At 66.4% G+C, this 17179-nt stretch carries 17 protein-coding genes; 13 read left to right on the top strand and 4 right to left on the bottom strand.

Going from position 1 to position 17179, the window contains the following annotated elements:
* The first annotated feature begins 3 nt into the window (after positions 1-3).
* Both rnhB and AB4118_RS06195 read left to right on the top strand, forming a co-directional pair.
* Complete coding sequence (rnhB, locus tag AB4118_RS06200) at positions 4-615, top strand: ribonuclease HII (protein ID WP_441488927.1); 612 nt, start codon at positions 4-6, stop codon at positions 613-615.
* A 190-nt stretch (positions 616-805) separates the two neighbouring features.
* Positions 806-1990 (top strand): site-specific DNA-methyltransferase, encoded by a 1185-nt coding sequence (locus AB4118_RS06195; protein WP_113512834.1) that lies wholly within the window; start codon positions 806-808, stop codon positions 1988-1990.
* Here the strand turns inward: AB4118_RS06195 and mutY are convergent.
* On the bottom strand, positions 1965-3053 hold the full coding sequence (mutY, locus tag AB4118_RS06190) for an A/G-specific adenine glycosylase (RefSeq protein ID WP_441488926.1): 1089 nt from the start codon (positions 3051-3053) through the stop codon (positions 1965-1967). The genes AB4118_RS06195 and mutY overlap by 26 nt on opposite strands.
* Positions 3054-3133: 80 nt before the next feature.
* On the opposite strand from mutY, the gene AB4118_RS06185 reads away from it, so the two are divergent.
* The 11 genes from AB4118_RS06185 (at position 3134) to AB4118_RS06135 (ending at position 12814) form a co-directional block, all read left to right on the top strand.
* Entirely contained in the window at positions 3134-3730 is a 597-nt protein-coding gene (locus AB4118_RS06185; protein WP_441489225.1) for a demethoxyubiquinone hydroxylase family protein, read from the top strand.
* A 12-nt stretch (positions 3731-3742) separates the two neighbouring features.
* Positions 3743-4306, top strand: a complete 564-nt coding sequence (locus AB4118_RS06180) for a GNAT family N-acetyltransferase (RefSeq protein WP_441488925.1) — start codon at positions 3743-3745, stop codon at positions 4304-4306.
* Positions 4307-4354: 48 nt separating this feature from the next.
* Complete coding sequence (locus AB4118_RS06175; RefSeq protein ID WP_441488924.1) at positions 4355-4837, top strand: DUF721 domain-containing protein; 483 nt, start codon at positions 4355-4357, stop codon at positions 4835-4837.
* 104 nt (positions 4838-4941) lie between these two features.
* Entirely contained in the window at positions 4942-5571 is a 630-nt protein-coding gene (locus tag AB4118_RS06170) for a DsbA family protein (RefSeq protein WP_441488923.1), read from the top strand.
* A 42-nt stretch (positions 5572-5613) separates the two neighbouring features.
* Positions 5614-9069, top strand: coding sequence for a chromosome segregation protein SMC (gene smc / locus AB4118_RS06165; protein ID WP_441488922.1), 3456 nt, complete (start codon positions 5614-5616; stop codon positions 9067-9069).
* Positions 9070-9288: 219 nt separating this feature from the next.
* Positions 9289-9636, top strand: coding sequence for an AtpZ/AtpI family protein (locus tag AB4118_RS06160; RefSeq protein ID WP_441488921.1), 348 nt, complete (start codon positions 9289-9291; stop codon positions 9634-9636).
* Between the two features lie 44 nt (positions 9637-9680).
* On the top strand, positions 9681-10439 hold the full coding sequence (locus AB4118_RS06155) for a F0F1 ATP synthase subunit A (RefSeq protein WP_069877479.1): 759 nt from the start codon (positions 9681-9683) through the stop codon (positions 10437-10439).
* 64 nt (positions 10440-10503) lie between these two features.
* On the top strand, positions 10504-10731 hold the full coding sequence (locus AB4118_RS06150) for a F0F1 ATP synthase subunit C (protein ID WP_043231023.1): 228 nt from the start codon (positions 10504-10506) through the stop codon (positions 10729-10731).
* A gap of 80 nt (positions 10732-10811) precedes the next feature.
* Positions 10812-11396 (top strand): F0F1 ATP synthase subunit B family protein, encoded by a 585-nt coding sequence (locus AB4118_RS06145; RefSeq protein WP_084651150.1) that lies wholly within the window; start codon positions 10812-10814, stop codon positions 11394-11396.
* Between the two features lie 12 nt (positions 11397-11408).
* On the top strand, positions 11409-11885 hold the full coding sequence (locus AB4118_RS06140) for a F0F1 ATP synthase subunit B family protein (RefSeq protein ID WP_441488920.1): 477 nt from the start codon (positions 11409-11411) through the stop codon (positions 11883-11885).
* Between the two features lie 125 nt (positions 11886-12010).
* Positions 12011-12814: a dienelactone hydrolase family protein gene (locus AB4118_RS06135; RefSeq protein WP_441488919.1), complete on the top strand. Its 804-nt coding sequence runs from the start codon at positions 12011-12013 to the stop codon at positions 12812-12814.
* 4 nt (positions 12815-12818) lie between these two features.
* Here AB4118_RS06135 and AB4118_RS06130 read toward each other — a convergent pair whose 3' ends face one another.
* From AB4118_RS06130 to gcvPA, 3 genes are all read right to left on the bottom strand, one after another.
* Positions 12819-14096 (bottom strand): L,D-transpeptidase family protein, encoded by a 1278-nt coding sequence (locus tag AB4118_RS06130; RefSeq protein WP_441488918.1) that lies wholly within the window; start codon positions 14094-14096, stop codon positions 12819-12821.
* 130 nt (positions 14097-14226) lie between these two features.
* Complete coding sequence (gene gcvPB / locus AB4118_RS06125) at positions 14227-15801, bottom strand: aminomethyl-transferring glycine dehydrogenase subunit GcvPB (protein WP_441488917.1); 1575 nt, start codon at positions 15799-15801, stop codon at positions 14227-14229.
* On the bottom strand, positions 15801-17141 hold the full coding sequence (gcvPA, locus tag AB4118_RS06120; protein WP_441488916.1) for an aminomethyl-transferring glycine dehydrogenase subunit GcvPA: 1341 nt from the start codon (positions 17139-17141) through the stop codon (positions 15801-15803). Before gcvPA ends, gcvPB begins: the two co-directional genes overlap by 1 nt.
* Positions 17142-17179 lie beyond the last annotated feature (38 nt).

Raw genomic sequence — 17179 nt, 5'->3', positions numbered from 1 at the left:
GGCATGGCCGCCGATTTCAGCCGCGAGACGCACGCAATTGAGCAAGGATTCTGGCCGTTGGCCGGCGTCGACGAGGTCGGACGCGGGCCGCTGGCCGGGCCGGTGGTCGCGGCTGCCGTCATTCTCGACCCCGACCTGATTCCGGCTGGCCTCGCCGATTCGAAGGAACTCAGCGCCGCAAGGCGCGAAGCGCTGTTCGGGGAGATCGCCAAAGCCGCGCTCGGTATCGGGATCGGCAGCGTCACAGCGCAGGAGATCGACGCGCTCAACATCAGGCAGGCGACGCTGCTCGCCATGAAGCGCGCGGTTGCCGGTCTGCCTGTCCAGCCGCGGCATGTGCTGGTCGATGGCAACGACCCTCCCACTCTGCCCTGCCCCTGCGATGCGATCATCAAGGGCGACGGCAGCGTGGCCTCGATTGCGGCCGCATCGATCATCGCAAAGGTGACCCGCGACCGGATGATGGCGCGCCTGGCGACGCATTATCCGGCCTATGGTTTTGCCGGGCATGCCGGATATGGCACGGCCGCGCATCGCGCCGCGATACAGACCCACGGCCCGTGCCCGGAGCACCGTTTTTCCTTCGCGCCGATCAAGGGCGTCTGGCGGCGCTGAGCGGTTGTGCGATGCCCGCGACACGTTAGCCGTTTCTTAACACCCGATCCGGATTCAGCTGGTTTGCCAATGCACTAGGCAAAAACTGCAGCCCCAAAACGAGACGCATTTTTTTCAACCCGGAAACCCGGCTTTTACCCTGACTCCCCCAAGATCGCGACTGTTGAAGTTGCGTAAATGGTTCGGCGTCATGGGTACCTCGCGTACCGGGACTGCCAGCGCCGCCGTCCGGATTCAGGTTTCGCGTACCGGACGGCCTGCGCTGCAGTCTCGGATGAAGGCTTCGAGCCTTTCATTTGATCTTCCGCTCGATCAGGTCGTCGTCGGCGACTGCATCGCCGCGCTCGACCGCCTGCCTCCGGCAAGCGTCGACCTCGTCTTCGCGGATCCACCCTACAATCTTCAGCTTGGCGGCGATCTCCGCAGGCCTGACGACAGCCTCGTCGATGCCGTCGACGACGACTGGGACAAGTTCGCCTCCTTCGCCGAGTATGACGCCTTCACGCGAGCCTGGCTGACCGCCTGCCGGCGGGTGCTGAAGCCGGACGGCGCAATGTGGGTGATCGGCTCCTATCACAACATCTTCCGCGTCGGCGCGATCCTGCAGGATCTCGGCTTCTGGATGCTGAACGACATCGTCTGGCGCAAGGCCAACCCGATGCCGAACTTCCGCGGCCGGCGCTTCACCAACGCGCATGAAACACTGATCTGGGCGGCGCGCGGCGAAAGCTCGAAATACACCTTCCATTACGAGGCGTTGAAGGGCGGCAATGACGACCTGCAGATGCGCTCGGACTGGTATCTGCCGCTCTGCACCGGCGAGGAACGTCTGAAGGACGCGTCCGGCGCCAAGGTGCATCCGACTCAAAAGCCGGAGGCCCTGCTGGCCCGCGTCATGCTTTCGGCCAGCAACCCCGGCGACGTGATCCTCGATCCGTTCTTCGGCACCGGCACCACGGGTGCCGTCGCGAAAGCTCTCGGTCGGCGGTTCATCGGCCTTGAACGCGACCCGGTCTATGCCGAGGCGGCGCGCAAGCGCATCGCCGCTGTCCAGCCATTGCCGCCCGAATCGTTCTCCACCGCGCCTTCGAAGCGCAGCGAACCGCGCGTGCCCTTCCTCAGCCTGGTCGAGGCCGGGCTGGTCAAGGCCGGTGAGAGTGTCGTCGACGAGAAACGCCGCCACAAGGCGACGATCCGGGCCGATGGCACGCTGTTGCTTGGCCCGGCTGTCGGCTCGATCCACAAGGTCGGAGCGCTGGCCCAGGGGTTACCCGCCTGCAATGGCTGGACCTTCTGGCATGTCGAGCGCCCGGAAGGGCTGACGCTGCTCGATTCACTGCGCGGCGAGATCAGGGCGCAGATGGCAGCGGCCTGAGCGCCTCGAGCCCTGCCTCGAGCGCTTTCAGGAAGACCGCCGGGAACGGCTCGTCACGGAGCCGCGCCAACGGAGTGAAGCGGGAACCTTGCGGCGCCGGCGTCGCCCGCGGGGCACGCGCGACAAGGACCGTGAGCTCGAGCGGAAAATGGGTGAAGACATGGCGAATGGGCGTTGCCAGCCTGCGCCACTGCGCCGGAAGCGGAGCATCCTGCAAAGCGTCAGCTAGGCGGTAATCCGGGCTCCATTGGCCGGTCGGCACCTCCGCCATGCCTCCAAGCAGCCCCTTGGCCGGGCGCGTCCGCAGCAGAACCGCGCCATCCTCGCGTAGCAGCACGAAGGCAGCCCCGTAGCGGGTTGCCCCGGTCTTCTTCGCCGCCTTCCGCGGAAAGGTCTCCTGTGTCCCCGCCGCCCGTGAGACGCACGGCGCCTGCCACGGACAAATGCCGCAGGCTGGCGAGCGCGGCGTGCAGATCGTGGCGCCGAGATCCATCAGTGCCTGCGCGTAATCGCCCGGTCGTTCCGACGGCAACAGGGCCAGGGTGCGCTCCTTGATCAAGGGCTTGGCCCCCGGCAAAGCATCCTCGATTGCAAAGAGACGGGTCATGACGCGCTCAACATTGCCGTCAACCGCAACCGCTGGCCGGTTGAAGGCAATGGCTGCGACAGCGCCTGCCGTATAAGTTCCGATGCCCGGCAGTTCGCGCAGGCCTTCCTCGGTATCGGGAAAGCGACCCGCGTGCAGCGCCGAGACCGCCTTGGCGCAGGCATGCAGATTGCGAGCCCGCGAGTAATAGCCGAGGCCGGCCCAGGCCTGCATGACATCCTCGCTCGGCGCGTCGGCAAGGGCTCCAACCGTCGGGAACCGTGCCATGAACCGTTCGAAATAGGGCTTCACTGCCGCGATCGTGGTCTGCTGCAGCATGATCTCCGAGACCCAGACGCGATAGGGTTCGGCCCTCTCGCCGGGCAAGGCACGCCAAGGCAGGACACGGCGGTGGCGATCGTACCAGTCCAGGAGATCGGCAGCCTCTGGCACGGGCGGTCGCGTTGCGAGGTTCATGGCCCCGGTTTAGCGTGCCGCCCCCCAACCGCAAGATGCTAACGTCCAAGATGCTAACGTCATTGAGCTCCCGCGATCACATGTCCATATCGCCGGAGAGCCCTTCACCCCGCGACGCTCTCACGATCAAGCGGATCGTGCGCGTGAACCATGCCGGGGAATACGGCGCGATCCGCATCTACTCCGCGCAGATCGCAGTGGCGAAGCGGCTCACGCCCGACATCGTCCCGGCTTTGCAGCAGATGCTCACCGACGAAATCGACCATTGCGCCAGGTTCTATGCGGCCATGCCGGCACGCGGTTCACGTCCCTGCCGGATCATGAAGCTGTGGAGTCTCGGCGGCTCGCTGCTCGGCTTGATGACGGCATTGATGGGGCGACGCGCGATTTGTGTTTGCACCGCAGCGGTGGAAGAGACCGTACACCGTCATCTCGATGAACAAATGCATTTCCTACAGGGCCGAGACGCCGATCTCCACGCCGTCATCAACAGCATCCGCGAGGAAGAGCTGGCGCATCTTCATCATGCCGAAATGCAGCTCGGCAGCGAAGCAAGACACTCGCTGCAGACCATGCTGCAATCCGCCATTGCGATGGTGACCGAAATTCTGATCTGGCTATCGACTTGGGGGGATTCCACCCGCATGACACGCGCGCTGCGGCAAGCGCGCTCGTAACGGCGAACGACCATGTCGACAGCAACGCAAGCCATCCCCGCCCTCGAAACGCGCCGCCTGGTTCTCAAGCCGCTGACGCTCGATGACGCACCAGCGATCCAGGCGCTGTTTCCGCGCTGGGAGATCGTGCGCTATCTCACCAGGCGGGTGCCTTGGCCCTACCCGCCCGACGGCGCGCTCGCCTATCTGCATGAGGTCGCCTTGCCAGCGATGGCACAGGGCACGGAATGGCACTGGAGCCTGCGGCTGAAGAGCGAGCTCGGCCAACTCGTCGGCCTGATCTCGCTCAGGGAGGGCGAGGACGAGAACCGCGGCTTCTGGCTCGGTCTGCCCTGGCAGCGACAAGGGCTGATGAGCGAAGCGGCCGCCGCCGTCACCGATTTCTGGTTCGATGTCCTCGGGCGTTCGGTGCTGCGCGTGCCGAAGGCCGCCGACAACACCGCGTCCCGCCGCATCTCCGAGAGCGGCGGCATGCGCGTCATCCGGACCGAGATGCGCGATTATGTCGGCGGCCGGCATCTTTCGGAAATCTGGGAGATCAGCGCCGAGGAGTGGCGACGTCACCGCAACAGCTGATAGAGCTTCGGCCCTTGTCGCGCCGATGCGCCGGCCCCAGAATAGAGCATGGCTGCCAAACCCCTCGCCGACCTGATCGATGACTGCCTTGCGCCGGCGCTCGCCGCCCAGGGTTTTGCCGGGCGCGCCATCGTCTCGCTCTGGCCGGAGATTGTCGGCGAGCGGCTGGCAGCACGATCGCGGCCGCTCAAGATCGATTGGCCGCGCCGACGCCCGGCGCCCGGCGAGACATCGGAACCGGCGACGCTCGTCGTGCGCGTCGAGGGCGCCTTCGCGCTCGACATGCAACAACTCGGGCCCGTGGTCCTGGAGCGGGTCAACACCCATCTCGGCTGGCGGGCCGTCGGCAAGCTCGTGCTGAAACAGGGCCCGGTCGAGGCCCCGCAGCAGAAACCGGTTCCTCCGCCGCCCGACCCGGCCCTCGTCGGGCGGATCGCCCAGCAGGTCGCCCATATCGAAGACCCGGGGCTCCGGGCCGCGCTGGAACGGCTCGGCCTGGGCGTCGCTCAGAAATCCGCCACCACGAGATGACACGGCTTCGTGAGGAAGCCGTCATTCCCCGCGAACCGATCTTGCCACATTCGTGTTGGCCACTATGGTCCCGACACCGATTTGGCCCCTTAGGATATTGCACGATGACGAACAGGCGACAGCTTCTGACCGGCGCGGCCGGGATCGCAGCCGCCGCGATGCTGGGTTCCGCTCCGGCCCGGGCGCAATCCGCGACTGCCGACCTCGCTGTCGCCGGCCCGCTGGGCGATGTCTGGCTCGGCAAGCCCGACGCCAAGGTCACCATCATCGAATACGCCTCGCTGACCTGCAGCCATTGCGCGAGCTTCCACCGCGATACCTGGCCGGCGCTGAAGGCGAAATATATCGACACCGGCAAGGCGCGCTTCACCCTGCGCGAATTCCCGCTCGATCCGCTGGCGACGGCGGGCTTCATGCTGGCTCGCTGCAACGGCAACGACAAATACTACCCGATGTCGGATCTGCTGTTCGATCAGCAGCGCAACTGGGCTTTCACCGAGAAGCCGGTCGATGCGCTGGCCGCGATGGTGAAGCAGGCCGGTTTCACACAGGAATCTTTTGAAGCCTGCTTGAAACGGCAGGATATCTATGACGCCGTCACGCAAGTGAAGGATCGCGGGGCCAAGGCTGGCGTCGACTCGACGCCGACCTTCTTCATCAACGGGCAAAAGCGTGCAGGTGCGCTTTCGATCGCGGAATTCGACAAGATCCTCGAGCCGCTGCTGGCCGGCTAAGCCCACGCGCCATCCTGCCACCCTGGACGATGAGGCGCGTCGATGCATCTGACGCGCCTCAAGCTGACCGGCTTCAAGACCTTCGTCGAGCCGTCCGAGTTCCTGATCGAGCCAGGCCTGACGGGAATCGTCGGCCCCAATGGCTGCGGCAAGTCCAATCTCGTCGAAGCCCTGCGCTGGGTGATGGGCGAGAGTTCGTTCAAGAACATGCGCGCGTCCGGCATGGACGACGTCATCTTCGCCGGATCCTCCGAACGTCCCGGCCGCAACATGGCCGAAGTCGCGCTCACCCTCGACAATAGCGACCGCAAGGCTCCCGCGGCCTTCAACGATACCGATGTCCTCGAAGTGACCCGCCGGATCGAGCGCGAGGAAGGCTCGACCTATCGCGTCAATGGCAAAGAGGTGCGCGCCCGCGACGTGCAACTGCTCTTTGCCGATGCGGCGACCGGAGCCCGCTCGCCGGCCCTGGTGCGGCAGGGGCAGATCAGCGAACTGATCGCCGCCAAGCCGCAATCGCGTCGCCGCATCCTTGAAGACGCCGCCGGCATCGCGGGCCTGTACAGCCGCCGACACGAGGCCGAACTCCGACTCAGGGGGGCGGAAGAAAATCTGACGCGGCTGGAAGACGTGCTTGGCGAGATCGGCACGCAGGTCGACGCCTTGCAGCGGCAGGCGCGGCAGGCCGGGCGCTATCGCAGCCTTGCCGCCGACATCCGCCGCGTCGAGGCGACGCTCGCCCTGATCGCCCATCGCGACGCACGCGAACATGCGGCCGCTGCCGATCGGGCCCTGGAAGCGGCGGTCCGCGGCGTTGCCGAACAGACAGGCATCCAGGCCGAAGCGGCGCGCCATCAGGCGGTGGCGGCGCATGCGCTGCCGGCGCTACGCGAGGCCGAGGCCGCCGCAGCCGCCGCCCTGGTCAGGCTGAAGCGCGGCCTCGATGAGCTCGAGGCGGCAAACAGACGCGCCAAGCTACGCGCAGACGAGCTTGGCAAGCGCCTGACCGAGTTGCAGAGCGATCTGACGCGCCAGGACAGGCTCGCCGACGATGCCGCCGAAAGTCTCGCGCGGCTGACCGGAGAGGATGAGACGCTTGCCGGCGAAGCCAGCGCGGCCACGACCGTGGGAGAGGCTGCAGGAGCCTCGCTGGCCGAGGCTGAAGCGATCCTGCTTCAGGCAGAGGGTGAGCATTCCACGGCACAGGCAAGATTGTCGGAATTCGCGGCCCGCCGCGACGCCATGGAGCGGACGCTCCGTGACGCCCGGAACCGCGAGGCCAGGAATGTCGCGGAGCAGGACAGGTTGCGTCGCGACCTTGCCGCGCTCGACGCAGATGATGCCGCGGCTCAACTCGACAGGCTGACGGGCGCGCGTGCTCAGGCCGAGGAGACCATGCTGGAGATGGATTCGGCGGCAGCCAGCGCAAGAGCTGTTCTGGGTGCAGCCCGAGAAGAAGAGACCCGGCTGCGCGCGCCGCTGGCCGAGGCAGATCGCGCAGCCCAGCGCCTCGACACGGAAATCCGCACGCTGCAGAAACTTCTGGCACCGGCGGCCGGCGATCGCTGGCCGGCGATCCTCGAAGCGATCAGCGTCACGAAAGGGTTCGAGACCGCACTTGGTGCGGCCCTTGGCGACGATCTCGACGCCGCCTCCGACACTGCTGCCCCGGCTCATTGGCGCGACATGGGCAATGCTGCGGGGGACCCTGCCCTTCCCGATGGCGCCGAGGCGCTGGCCCGGCATGTGCGCGGTCCGCAAGCCCTGGCGCGGCGCCTGGCCCAGGTCGGCATCGTGCCGCGCGAAGAGGGCGCGAGGCTTCGCGCCTCGTTGCAGCCCGGCCAGCGCCTGGTCTCACGCGAAGGCGACATCTGGCGCTGGGACGGCTTCACCAGCGCGGCGGAGGCCCCGTCCCCAGCGGCCCGCCGCCTCGCCGAAAAGAATCGCCTTGGCGACCTCGAACGCGAGGCGGAGGCCGCGCGCAAAGCTGCAGAGATTGCGCGGCAGGGCCTCGATACCGCCACCAAGACGGTTCGCGCCTCCGCGCAGGCTGAAACGGCCGCCGTCGAAGCCGTGCGGCTCGCCCGCCGCGATCTGGATCAGGCCCGAGAGCGGCTCGCAAGCGCCGAGCGCAAGGCCGGCGAGACAGCCGCGCGCCGCTCGGCTCTCGATGAGGCCGTCGCCCGCCTGGGCCAGGCGATCGCGGAAGCGACGACCCAGGCTTCTGCAGCCGAAGAGGCGCTCGCCGCGCTGGCGCCGGCGACCGAGCTCGAAAGCGTCCTCCTGAAGGCGCGCGCCGTCCTCAGTGAACAGCGCGCAGCCGCTTCTGATGCGCGTGCCCGCGTCCAGACCCTGGCGCGAGAGGCGGAGCTTCGCGAGCGACGCCGCGCCACGATCTTCGTCGATATCCGGGCCTGGCAGGAACGAGCCAGGGCGAGCGCCCAGACCGCTGACGAGACGAAGCGGCGCATCGCGACTGCGGAGATCGAGCGCAAGGCGCTGCTCGACGCACCGGACACCTTCCTGGTCGAGCGCAGGCGCCTGGTCGGCGAGATCGAGGCGGCCGAGACGGCACGCCGCGAGGCGGCTGACCGCCTGGCCACGGCGGAGACCGCCCGGGCTGAGGCCGATCGGCTGGCCAGAGCGGCCCTGGAAACCCTCTCTGGTGCACGCGAGGTCCGCGCCTCCGCCGAGGCGCGCCTGGAGGCAGCCCGACAGCGCCTGGTCGATGTGGAGCGGCAGATCGAGGACGGGCTCGAGACAGGGCTCGCCGGGCTCCAGGAACTGACTCTGATCAAGCCGGGCGAAGCGCTGCCGAATCCCGCCGAAATCGAAGGTCGCCTCGCAGGCCTGAGGACCGAACGCGAACGTCTGGGCGCTGTGAACCTGCGTGCCGAGGATGAGCTCGTCGAAATCCAGACCAAGCGCGCGGGCCTGACAGGGGAGCGCGACGACCTGAGCGAGGCGATCCGGCGCCTGCGCCAGGCCATCGGCGCGCTGAACCGCGAAGGCCGCGAGCGGCTGTTGGCCGCGTTCGAGGTGGTGCACGAACACTTCCAGCGTCTGTTCGGCATCCTGTTCGGCGGTGGCACGGCCGAGCTCCGGCTGGTCGACTCGGAGGATCCTCTCGAGGCGGGGCTGGAAATCTTCGCGCGCCCCCCGGGCAAAAAGCCGCAGGTGATGACCCTGCTCTCCGGCGGCGAGCAGGCCCTGACCGCGACCGCCCTGATCTTCGCCGTGTTCCTGACCAACCCCTCGCCGATCTGCGTGCTCGACGAGGTCGACGCGCCGCTCGATGACGCCAATGTCGAGCGCTACTGCGATCTGCTCGACGATATGGCCCGAAATACCGAGACGCGCTTCATTTTGATCACCCACAACCCCATTACCATGGCGCGCATGGAACGGTTGTTCGGCGTGACCATGGCCGAGCGAGGGGTCAGCCAACTGGTCTCGGTCGACCTCGCAACAGCGGAACAAATCCGCGAAGCCGTCTGAAAAAAAGCCACATTCGGGTTCGCAATGCGGCAAGAATGCCGCACAAAGCACTAATATCAAATAATTTCAACAACTTAACACCAATCCCCATGCCTTGACAGTCGCCGGAGCGGACAATAAAGGAAACGCGCTGACAACGGCTCGGCCTGCGGGTCCGGACAGGTTCGTGGCAATTTCGGACGCGGTCGTGGCCATGACACGGTCGGCAGGGAGTTGCTGATGTCTGAATCCGACCCGAACGGCTCCGATCCGAAGTTGCGGGAAAGACTGGACTCGCTGAAGGCCGCCCTCGGGCGTGCTGAAGCCGCCGAAAAGGCGRATTCAGAGAAGGCGGGTCCCGACAAAGCGCTTGCTGGCGCGATGTCATCAGGTTTTCGCGCAGCCACGGATATGGCTGGCGGCGTTATCGCTGGTGCCCTGATCGGGTATTTCGGCGACCGGTGGTTGGGAACGTCGCCGTTCCTGCTGATCGCCTTCCTGGTGATCGGAACCATCGCCGGCCTGCGCTCCGCCTATCGGCTCGGAACGCGCCCTTCCTCACCGAAGGGCGGCGAACCGGAACGTTGAATGTGTTTGCAGTGCCCCGAACCGGGGCAATTTAGGGGTGACTTATGGCGGCTGGCGGCGGAATCGATCCGATCCACCAATTCGAGATCAAGCCGATCCTGGGCCTGCGGCCGTTCGGCCTCGATCTGTCCTTCACCAATGCTTCGCTGTTCATGGTGGTGGCCGTCGCGGTGATCTCCGCCATCATGATCTATGGCTCCAGCCAGCGGGCGACGGTTCCAGGCCGCCTGCAGTCGCTCGCCGAGATGCTCTACGAGTTCGTCGCGTCCACCATCACAGGCGTGATGGGTCGGGACGGGATGCGCTTCTTCCCCTTCGTGTTCTCGCTCTTCATGTTCGTGCTGACCGCGAACATGCTCGGCATGGTCCCGGGTTCGTTCACCGTCACCAGCCAGATCATCGTGACGGCGGCCTTCGCCTTCCTCGTGATCACCGTCGTGCTGGTCTACGGAATCATGAAGCATGGCAGCCATTTCTTCGGCCTGTTCGTGCCGTCAGGCGTGCCGGGCTGGCTGCTGCCCTTCATGGTCCTGATCGAAGCCGTCTCCTTCATGTCCCGGCCGATCTCGCTCAGCCTGCGCCTGTTCGGCAACATGCTGGCCGGCCACATCGCGCTCAAGGTCTTCGGCGGCTTCGTCGTCGCCCTGACCGGCGCCGGCATCTACGCCACGCTGGCGCCGCTGCCGCTGTTCCTGGCCGTCGCGCTGACCGCGCTTGAGTTCCTCGTCGCTTTTCTGCAGGCCTATGTCTTCACGATATTGACCTGCGTCTATCTCAACGACGCTCTCCATCCGGGACACTGACCGGGCGAGCTCGCGAGACTTCACCCTTCCACCACTCTCAACTGTTTTACATCGGAGAAAGACTATGGATCCCGTCGCAGCTAAGTATATCGGCGCTGGTCTCGCCAGCCTCGGCATGGGCCTCGCCGCTATCGGCGTCGGCACCATCTTCGGCAACTTCCTGTCCGGCGCCCTGCGCAACCCGTCGGCTGCCGACGGTCAGTTCCCGCGCGCCTTCATCGGCGCGGCGCTCGCGGAAGGTCTCGGCATCTTCGCGTTCGTCGTCGCGCTCGTACTGCTCTTCGTCGTCTGACGAGCATTCACTGCGGCTCCGCAGGCGTTATCATGCGCCGCGGAGCCGTCATTCGTTGACGCAACCTTCAGAGGCGTTCCATGCAGGTTCGCGCTTCCCGCGCACAGCGCATCGGGGTCGTATCAGCCGCCGCCAGCGTTATGGCGGTTTCGGCCGACACGGCGTTCGCGAAGGGCGCTTTCCCCCCCTTCGACCCGACCTTCTTCGCCAGTCAGATCTTCTGGCTCGCGATCAGCTTCGGTGCGCTCTATTGGCTCATGTCGCGGATCGCCCTGCCGCGTGTCGGCGAGGTTCTGGCCGAACGCAGCACGACGATCGCTCGCGATCTCGACCAGGCCACCGAGATCCACGCCAAGGTCGAGGCCGTCGCCAAGGACCATGAGCAGGCGCTCGCCGAAAGCCGCCGCAACGCCCAGGCCATCGCTCAGGAGGCTCGCACCGCCAGCGCTCGCGAGACCGATGCCAAGCGTCACGCGACCGAAGCGGAGCTCGGCGCCAAGCTCGCAGCCGCCGAGAAGACAATCGCGGATCGCAAGACCGCCGCGATGAAGCATGTCGAGACGATCGCTGCCGGCGCTGCCGCCGAGATCGTCGGCAAGCTGACGGGTCAGAGCCCCACCGACGCCGAGACCGCTGCCGCGGTCAAGTCCGTCCTGAGCGCCTGAGGAGACCGAACCATGGATACCGTCTGGGTTGCGGTTGCCCTCGTCATCTTCCTCGGCATTCTGGGGTATTTTGGCGTCCACAAGTCGCTTCTGAGCGCACTCGATTCGCGCGGCGAGAAGATTGCCCGCGAGCTTTCCGAAGCCCGCCGGCTGCGTCAGGAGGCTGCCAAGCTGCTCGCCGAATACGAGGCGAAGCGCAAGGCTGCCGAAGGTGAAGCTGAGGCGATCGTCGCCGCAGCCAAGGACGAGGCGATCCGCCTTGCCACCGAGGCTGAGGAGAAGCTCGCCGATTTCGTCACCCGCCGGACCAAGTCCGCCGAGGACAAGATCGCCCAGGCCGAGATGGAGGCTGCCGCGGAAGTCCGCGCTGCCGCCGCCGAGGCCGCTACGCTGGCCGCCGAAGGCATCCTGCGCAGCCAGATGGGCGGCAAGGCTGCCGAAAGCCTGTTCGCGACCGGTCTGAAGGAAATCAAATCCAAGCTGAACTGAGCGATCAGTTCAGCCAGGGAATGCGACGCCGCGAACCTCCGGGTTTGCGGCGTTGTCGTTTTCACATCCAGCGCCCGTCGGTTTCGGCCGAGCACGTCGAACCCCGCCGAGTTGGAGGCACCATCGTGAGCGCACGCCTGGCACTGGCAACGATCGCTGTGCTCGCCTGCGCCATGCCGGCCGGCGCGATGGAGCAGGTCTCGTTCTCGTCACGCGACGGCACCGTCCTGACCGGCTGGATCGCCAAGCCCGCTGGAACAGGCCCCTTCCCCGCCGTGGTTGCCCTGCACGGCTGCAGCGGCCTCTGGCGAGCCTCTGGAGGGCTTAGCGCACGCGAGAGCGACTGGAGTGCCAGGCTGGTCGCTGCTGGCTTCCTCGTGCTCCTGCCCGACAGTTTTCGCCCGCGCGGGATCGTAGCGCTTTGCAATGACCGCGAACGTGCGCTGCGGCCGGCGGATCGCGCCAGCGATGCCCTCGGCGCCGCCGACTGGCTCGCCCGTCAGCCCTTCGCCAAACCCGCCGGGATACATCTGATCGGCTGGTCGAATGGCGGCTCGACAGCGCTCCATGTCGCCGCCGATCGCGCGGCCGCGGGCCCCGGAGGGTTTCGGGCGATCATCGCCTTCTATCCTGGCTGCAGGGTCCTGCTGAAACGCGGCTGGCGCGCTCGGGTGCCGACGACGATCCTTCAGGGACTGGCAGATGACTGGACACCAGCGGCGCCCTGCCAGGCGCTGGCACGGCAAGGCGGAGCGCGCTTCGTGGGCTTCGCCGGCGCCTATCACGATTTCGACCATCCGGACCTGCCGCTCCGGGAGCGCCGCGCGGCCTATTCGCAGCGCCCGGACGGCAAGGTGACGATCGGGACGGATGTCGCGGCGCGCGCCCAGGCCATCAGCGACGTGATGGCGATCCTTCGGGCGCCCTGACGCCTCAGTTGACGGCGGTGACCGCCTTCACAGTCGCGGCCCTGGCAGGGGCTGCAACCGGGCTCGGAGCAGCCGGTGCCGGACGCGCCTCGAGCTTGGCGGGCTGTACTTTCGGCTTGGGTTTGCGCGCCTGGATCGTCGATGTGACGATGCCCTGCGGCGTGTCCAGCCCATAGATGTCCTCGCGGAACTGGACCAGCCCATCGGCGCCCTGCCAGCCGGTCAGATAGACCCAGGCCACGGGCACCGCCTTCTTCAGCCGGATGTCCTTGCGCTCGCCCTTGGCGATCTCGGCCACGATCACCGGCTCGGTCCACTCGGTGCCTTCGAGCAGCCAGGCGGCGAGGTCGCGCACCCCTTCGATGCGCGCACAGCCGGAAGAGTTGAAGCGAACATCCGAACGGAACAGCGTCTTCTTCGGCGTGTCGTGCATGTAGACCGCCTCGGTATTCGGCATGTCGATCTTGAGCTGGCCAAGCGCGTTGAGCGGTCCAAAATCCTGCCGAACGGTGAAATACGGCGAGGTCAGGCCTGCCCAGTTCACGGTCGCCGGATCGATCTCCCGATTTTCTGCTCCGAGAAGGCGCATGTTCGACTTCACGATGAAGTCGGGCTCCTTGCGCATCTTGGGGATGATGTCGGCCTTCACGATCGAGGTCGGCACGGTCCAGTAGGGGTTGAGGTTCACCGAGGTGATATTGGCCTGGAGCACCGGCGAGGGTCGATCGGGGCGACCGACAACCGCGAGATGCTTGCGCTGGACCACGCCGTTCTCGACCGCCTCGACGCTGGCGCCGGGGATGTTCACGACGACATAGCGCTCGGCAAAGACGAAGCCGTTGCTCTTCAGCCGCTCCAGGGTCGCGGTCAGCTGGTTCAGCCGGACTTCAACGGGAACGTTCAGCGCCTTGAGCGTCAGGCGGTCGACCGTTCCGAGATCGGACAGGCCGTGACGAACCTGGAAGCGCTTCACGGCTGCGATCGTCGCAGCGTCATAGATGTCGCCGGGCAAGGCCGTCGGCGGCAGATCTCCGCTCAACATCAGGCGCTGCTTCAGTGCGACGACATCCGGCCCCTGCGAATCCGGCTTCAGGGCGGAGACACTGCCGGCGAGCCTGGGCCAGCCACCACGCGACGCGATCTCCTCATGGGTGATCAGCGCCTCAAGCGTGCGGTCATAGGTGTTGGGGCCGTAGCTCGGCTCCTGTGCACGAGCGATGCCGACCGTCAGAACGAGCGCGGCAACGGCAACTGCGGAGCTCCGGACAAAAGAGCGATACATCGACTGTTCCCAAGGTGCGAAAACACGCACCGAGGAAATCATCCCCGCACATGGTCAAGGAATGCTTAAGACCGCGAGGGGATATGACGATAGGGCAGCGTCCGATCGCTGCCCTATCGATTAAGCATCCTTACTCAGCCGCAGCTGCTATCGGCTCCGGCTTCACCCATTTCAGGATCGGCTGCCGGGCAGCGCGCGTCTCGTCGAGACGGCGGATCGGGGCATGGTGCGGCGCCGCGGTGAAGCGGGCCTTGTCATTGCCCTTCGCGGCCATGGCCAGATCGCGCAGCGTCGCAATGAAGAGGTCGAGCGAGGCCTTCGATTCCGACTCGGTAGGCTCGATCAGCATCGCGCCATGGACGACCAGCGGGAAATACACGGTCATCGGGTGATACCCCTCGTCGATCATCGCCTTGGCAAAGTCGAGCGTGGTGACGCCGGTGCCCTTCAGCCACTCATCGTCGAACAGCGCCTCGTGCATCGAGGGGTGGTCGGGAAACGGCAGCGACATCAGGTCGGACAGGCCGGCGCGGATGTAGTTGGCGCTCAGCACCGCATCCTCGGAGGCCTGCTTCATGCCGTCGGCGCCATGGCTCAGCATATAGGCGAGCGCACGCACATACATGCCCATCTGGCCGTGGAAGGCGGTCATGCGGCCGAAGGGATCATTGCCCGCCGGCGCGTCGCCGGCGTGCTCCACGAGCCGCGCCGCACCACCCTCGACATGGATGAAAGGCACCGGCGCATAGGGAGCCAGCCTGCTCGACAGCACGACCGGACCGGCGCCCGGGCCGCCGCCGCCATGCGGCGTCGAGAAGGTCTTGTGCAGGTTGATATGCATGGCATCGACGCCGAGGTCACCCGGCTTCGCCTTGCCGACGATGGCGTTGAAGTTCGCGCCGTCACAATAGAAATACGCGCCGGCCGCATGCAGCGCAGCCGCGATTTCGACGATCTGCGGCTCGAAGATGCCGCAGGTATTGGGGTTGGTCAGCATGATCGCGGCAATGTCTGGCCCGAGCAGGGCCTTCACGTCCTCGACCGCCACCGTGCCGTCCGGGCGCGCCGGGACGGACCGGACCTCGAAGCCGATCAGCGCCGCGGTCGCCGGGTTGGTGCCGTGCGCCGATTCCGGCACAAGCACGACCTTGCGGGTCTCGCCCTCGCCCTTGGCGGCAATGGCGGCCTTGATCGCCATCATGCCGCAGGCCTCGCCATGGGCACCGGCCTTGGGCGACAGCGCCACGGCCGGCATGCCGGTCAACGTCATCAGGTACCGGGCGAGCTCCAGCATCAGCTCGAGCGCGCCCGGCACGGTCGAAACCGGCTGGAGCGGATGGACGTCCGAGAAGCCCGGCAGCCGCGCCATCTTCTCGTTGAGGCGGGCATTGTGCTTCATCGTGCAGGAACCGAGCGGGAAGAGCCCGGTGTCGATGCCGTAGTTCTTCTGGCTCAGGCGCACGTAGTGACGCATCGTCTCCGGCTCGGAAAGACCGGGCAGGCCGATGCCGTCCTTGCGCGCATGCTTGCCGAGGCGGCTCTTGAACGGCGCCGGCTTCTCGATATCGACGCCGGTCGTCTCATGATGGCCGATCTCGAAGATCAGCGGTTCGATCTGCTGCAGCGCGCGATTGCCGGTGAAGGTCTCGCGGCCGTGATCCACGGAGGAAGCAGCCTGGGTGGGACGTCCCTGACGGTTCAGCATCACAGCACCTCCACGAGCGCCGCCACGAAGGCCGCCCGATCCTCATCCGTGTTGATCTCGGTATTGGCGACGATCAGCAGATCGTCGAGCCCGGCTCCCGGCAGCAGGCGCGAGGCCGGCACGCCGCCAAGCACGCCCCTCTCGGCCAACGCCTCGACGACCTCGGCCGCCGGCTTCGACAGCTTCAGCGTGAACTCGTTGAAGAAGCTGTCGTTGAGCAGCTTCACCCCCTTCACGCCGGCCAGCATGTCGGCCAGCTTCACGGCATTTGCGTGATTGAGCTCGGCCAGACGCGCGAGCCCGGCCTCGCCGAGCAGGGTCATGTGAATGGTGAAGGCCAGCACGCAGAGGCCGGAATTGGTGCAGATGTTCGACGTCGCCTTGTCGCGCCGGATGTGCTGCTCGCGGGTCGAGAGCGTCAGCACGAAGCCGCGATGTCCGTCGGCATCGACGGTCTCGCCGCAGAGCCTGCCCGGCATCTGGCGCAGATATTTCGTCTTGGCGGCGAAGAGGCCGACATAGGGACCACCGAAGTTCAGCGCATTGCCGATCGACTGGCCTTCCCCGACGACGATATCGGCGTCCATCGCGCCTGGAGGCGTGACCGCGCCGAGCGACACGACCTCGGTGAAGACGGCGATCAGAAGCGCACCATGGGCATGGGCCTTGTCGGCGATCGGCTTCAGGTCGCGGAGATTGCCGAAGACGTCCGGAGACTGGACGACGACGCAGGATGTTTGATCGTCGATCTGCGCGAGGATGTCCTCGTTAGCGGCGACATCGGGCGCCAGCGCCACGACCTCGTCGCTCGCCATGCCGGACAGGGTCTTCACCACATCGGTGTAGTGGGGATGCAGCCCCCCCGATAGGACCGCCTTGCGGCGCTTGGTGACGCGGTGAGCCATCAGCACGGCCTCGCCGGTCGCGGTCGAGCCGTCGTACATCGAGGCGTTGGCGACCTCCATGCCGGTCAGCGCGGCGATCTGGGTCTGGAATTCGAAGAGGTATTGCAGCGTGCCCTGCGCAATCTCGGGCTGATAGGGCGTGTAGCTGGTCAGGAATTCCGAGCGCTGGATCAGGTGATCGACGGTCGCTGGAACGTGGTGCTTGTAGGCGCCCGCACCCACGAAGAACGGAGCCGCGGAGGCTGCGACATTCCTGGCCGCCATCCGGCCCATGATGCGCTCGACCTCGAGTTCACCCTTGGCGCGCGGCAGGTCGAGCGGAGCCTTCAGCAGCTTTCCGGTGGGCACGTCGCTGAACAGGGCGTCGATATCGGGAACGCCGATGCGCGCGAGCATGTCCTCGCGGTCGGTGTCGGTGAGGGGCAAATAGCGCATCGGGGTTTCCTTGATCATTCCAGGTCCGGGCGCAGCGC

This window comes from Allobosea sp. 2RAB26, assembly GCF_052115465.1.
Taxonomy (GTDB): Bacteria; Pseudomonadota; Alphaproteobacteria; order Rhizobiales; family Beijerinckiaceae; genus Allobosea.
This window is presented reverse-complemented; position numbering and strand designations above follow the sequence as displayed.

Bases quoted from the DNA above. Each gene is read 5' to 3' on its own strand.
- AB4118_RS06180 (WP_441488925.1), top strand. From the start codon at position 3,743: ATGTCGACAGCAACGCAAGCCATCCCCGCCCTCGAAACGCGCCGCCTG.
- gcvPB (WP_441488917.1), bottom strand. From the start codon at position 15,801: ATGCTGAACCGTCAGGGACGTCCCACCCAGGCTGCTTCCTCCGTGGAT.
- gcvPA (WP_441488916.1), bottom strand. From the start codon at position 17,141: ATGCGCTATTTGCCCCTCACCGACACCGACCGCGAGGACATGCTCGCG.
- AB4118_RS06170 (WP_441488923.1), top strand. From the start codon at position 4,942: ATGACGAACAGGCGACAGCTTCTGACCGGCGCGGCCGGGATCGCAGCC.
- AB4118_RS06195 (WP_113512834.1), top strand. From the start codon at position 806: ATGGGTACCTCGCGTACCGGGACTGCCAGCGCCGCCGTCCGGATTCAG.
- rnhB (WP_441488927.1), top strand. From the start codon at position 4: ATGGCCGCCGATTTCAGCCGCGAGACGCACGCAATTGAGCAAGGATTC.
- AB4118_RS06175 (WP_441488924.1), top strand. From the start codon at position 4,355: ATGGCTGCCAAACCCCTCGCCGACCTGATCGATGACTGCCTTGCGCCG.
- AB4118_RS06150 (WP_043231023.1), top strand. From the start codon at position 10,504: ATGGATCCCGTCGCAGCTAAGTATATCGGCGCTGGTCTCGCCAGCCTC.
- AB4118_RS06155 (WP_069877479.1), top strand. From the start codon at position 9,681: ATGGCGGCTGGCGGCGGAATCGATCCGATCCACCAATTCGAGATCAAG.
- smc (WP_441488922.1), top strand. From the start codon at position 5,614: ATGCATCTGACGCGCCTCAAGCTGACCGGCTTCAAGACCTTCGTCGAG.
- AB4118_RS06140 (WP_441488920.1), top strand. From the start codon at position 11,409: ATGGATACCGTCTGGGTTGCGGTTGCCCTCGTCATCTTCCTCGGCATT.
- AB4118_RS06185 (WP_441489225.1), top strand. From the start codon at position 3,134: ATGTCCATATCGCCGGAGAGCCCTTCACCCCGCGACGCTCTCACGATC.
- mutY (WP_441488926.1), bottom strand. From the start codon at position 3,053: ATGAACCTCGCAACGCGACCGCCCGTGCCAGAGGCTGCCGATCTCCTG.
- AB4118_RS06130 (WP_441488918.1), bottom strand. From the start codon at position 14,096: ATGTATCGCTCTTTTGTCCGGAGCTCCGCAGTTGCCGTTGCCGCGCTC.
- AB4118_RS06145 (WP_084651150.1), top strand. From the start codon at position 10,812: ATGCAGGTTCGCGCTTCCCGCGCACAGCGCATCGGGGTCGTATCAGCC.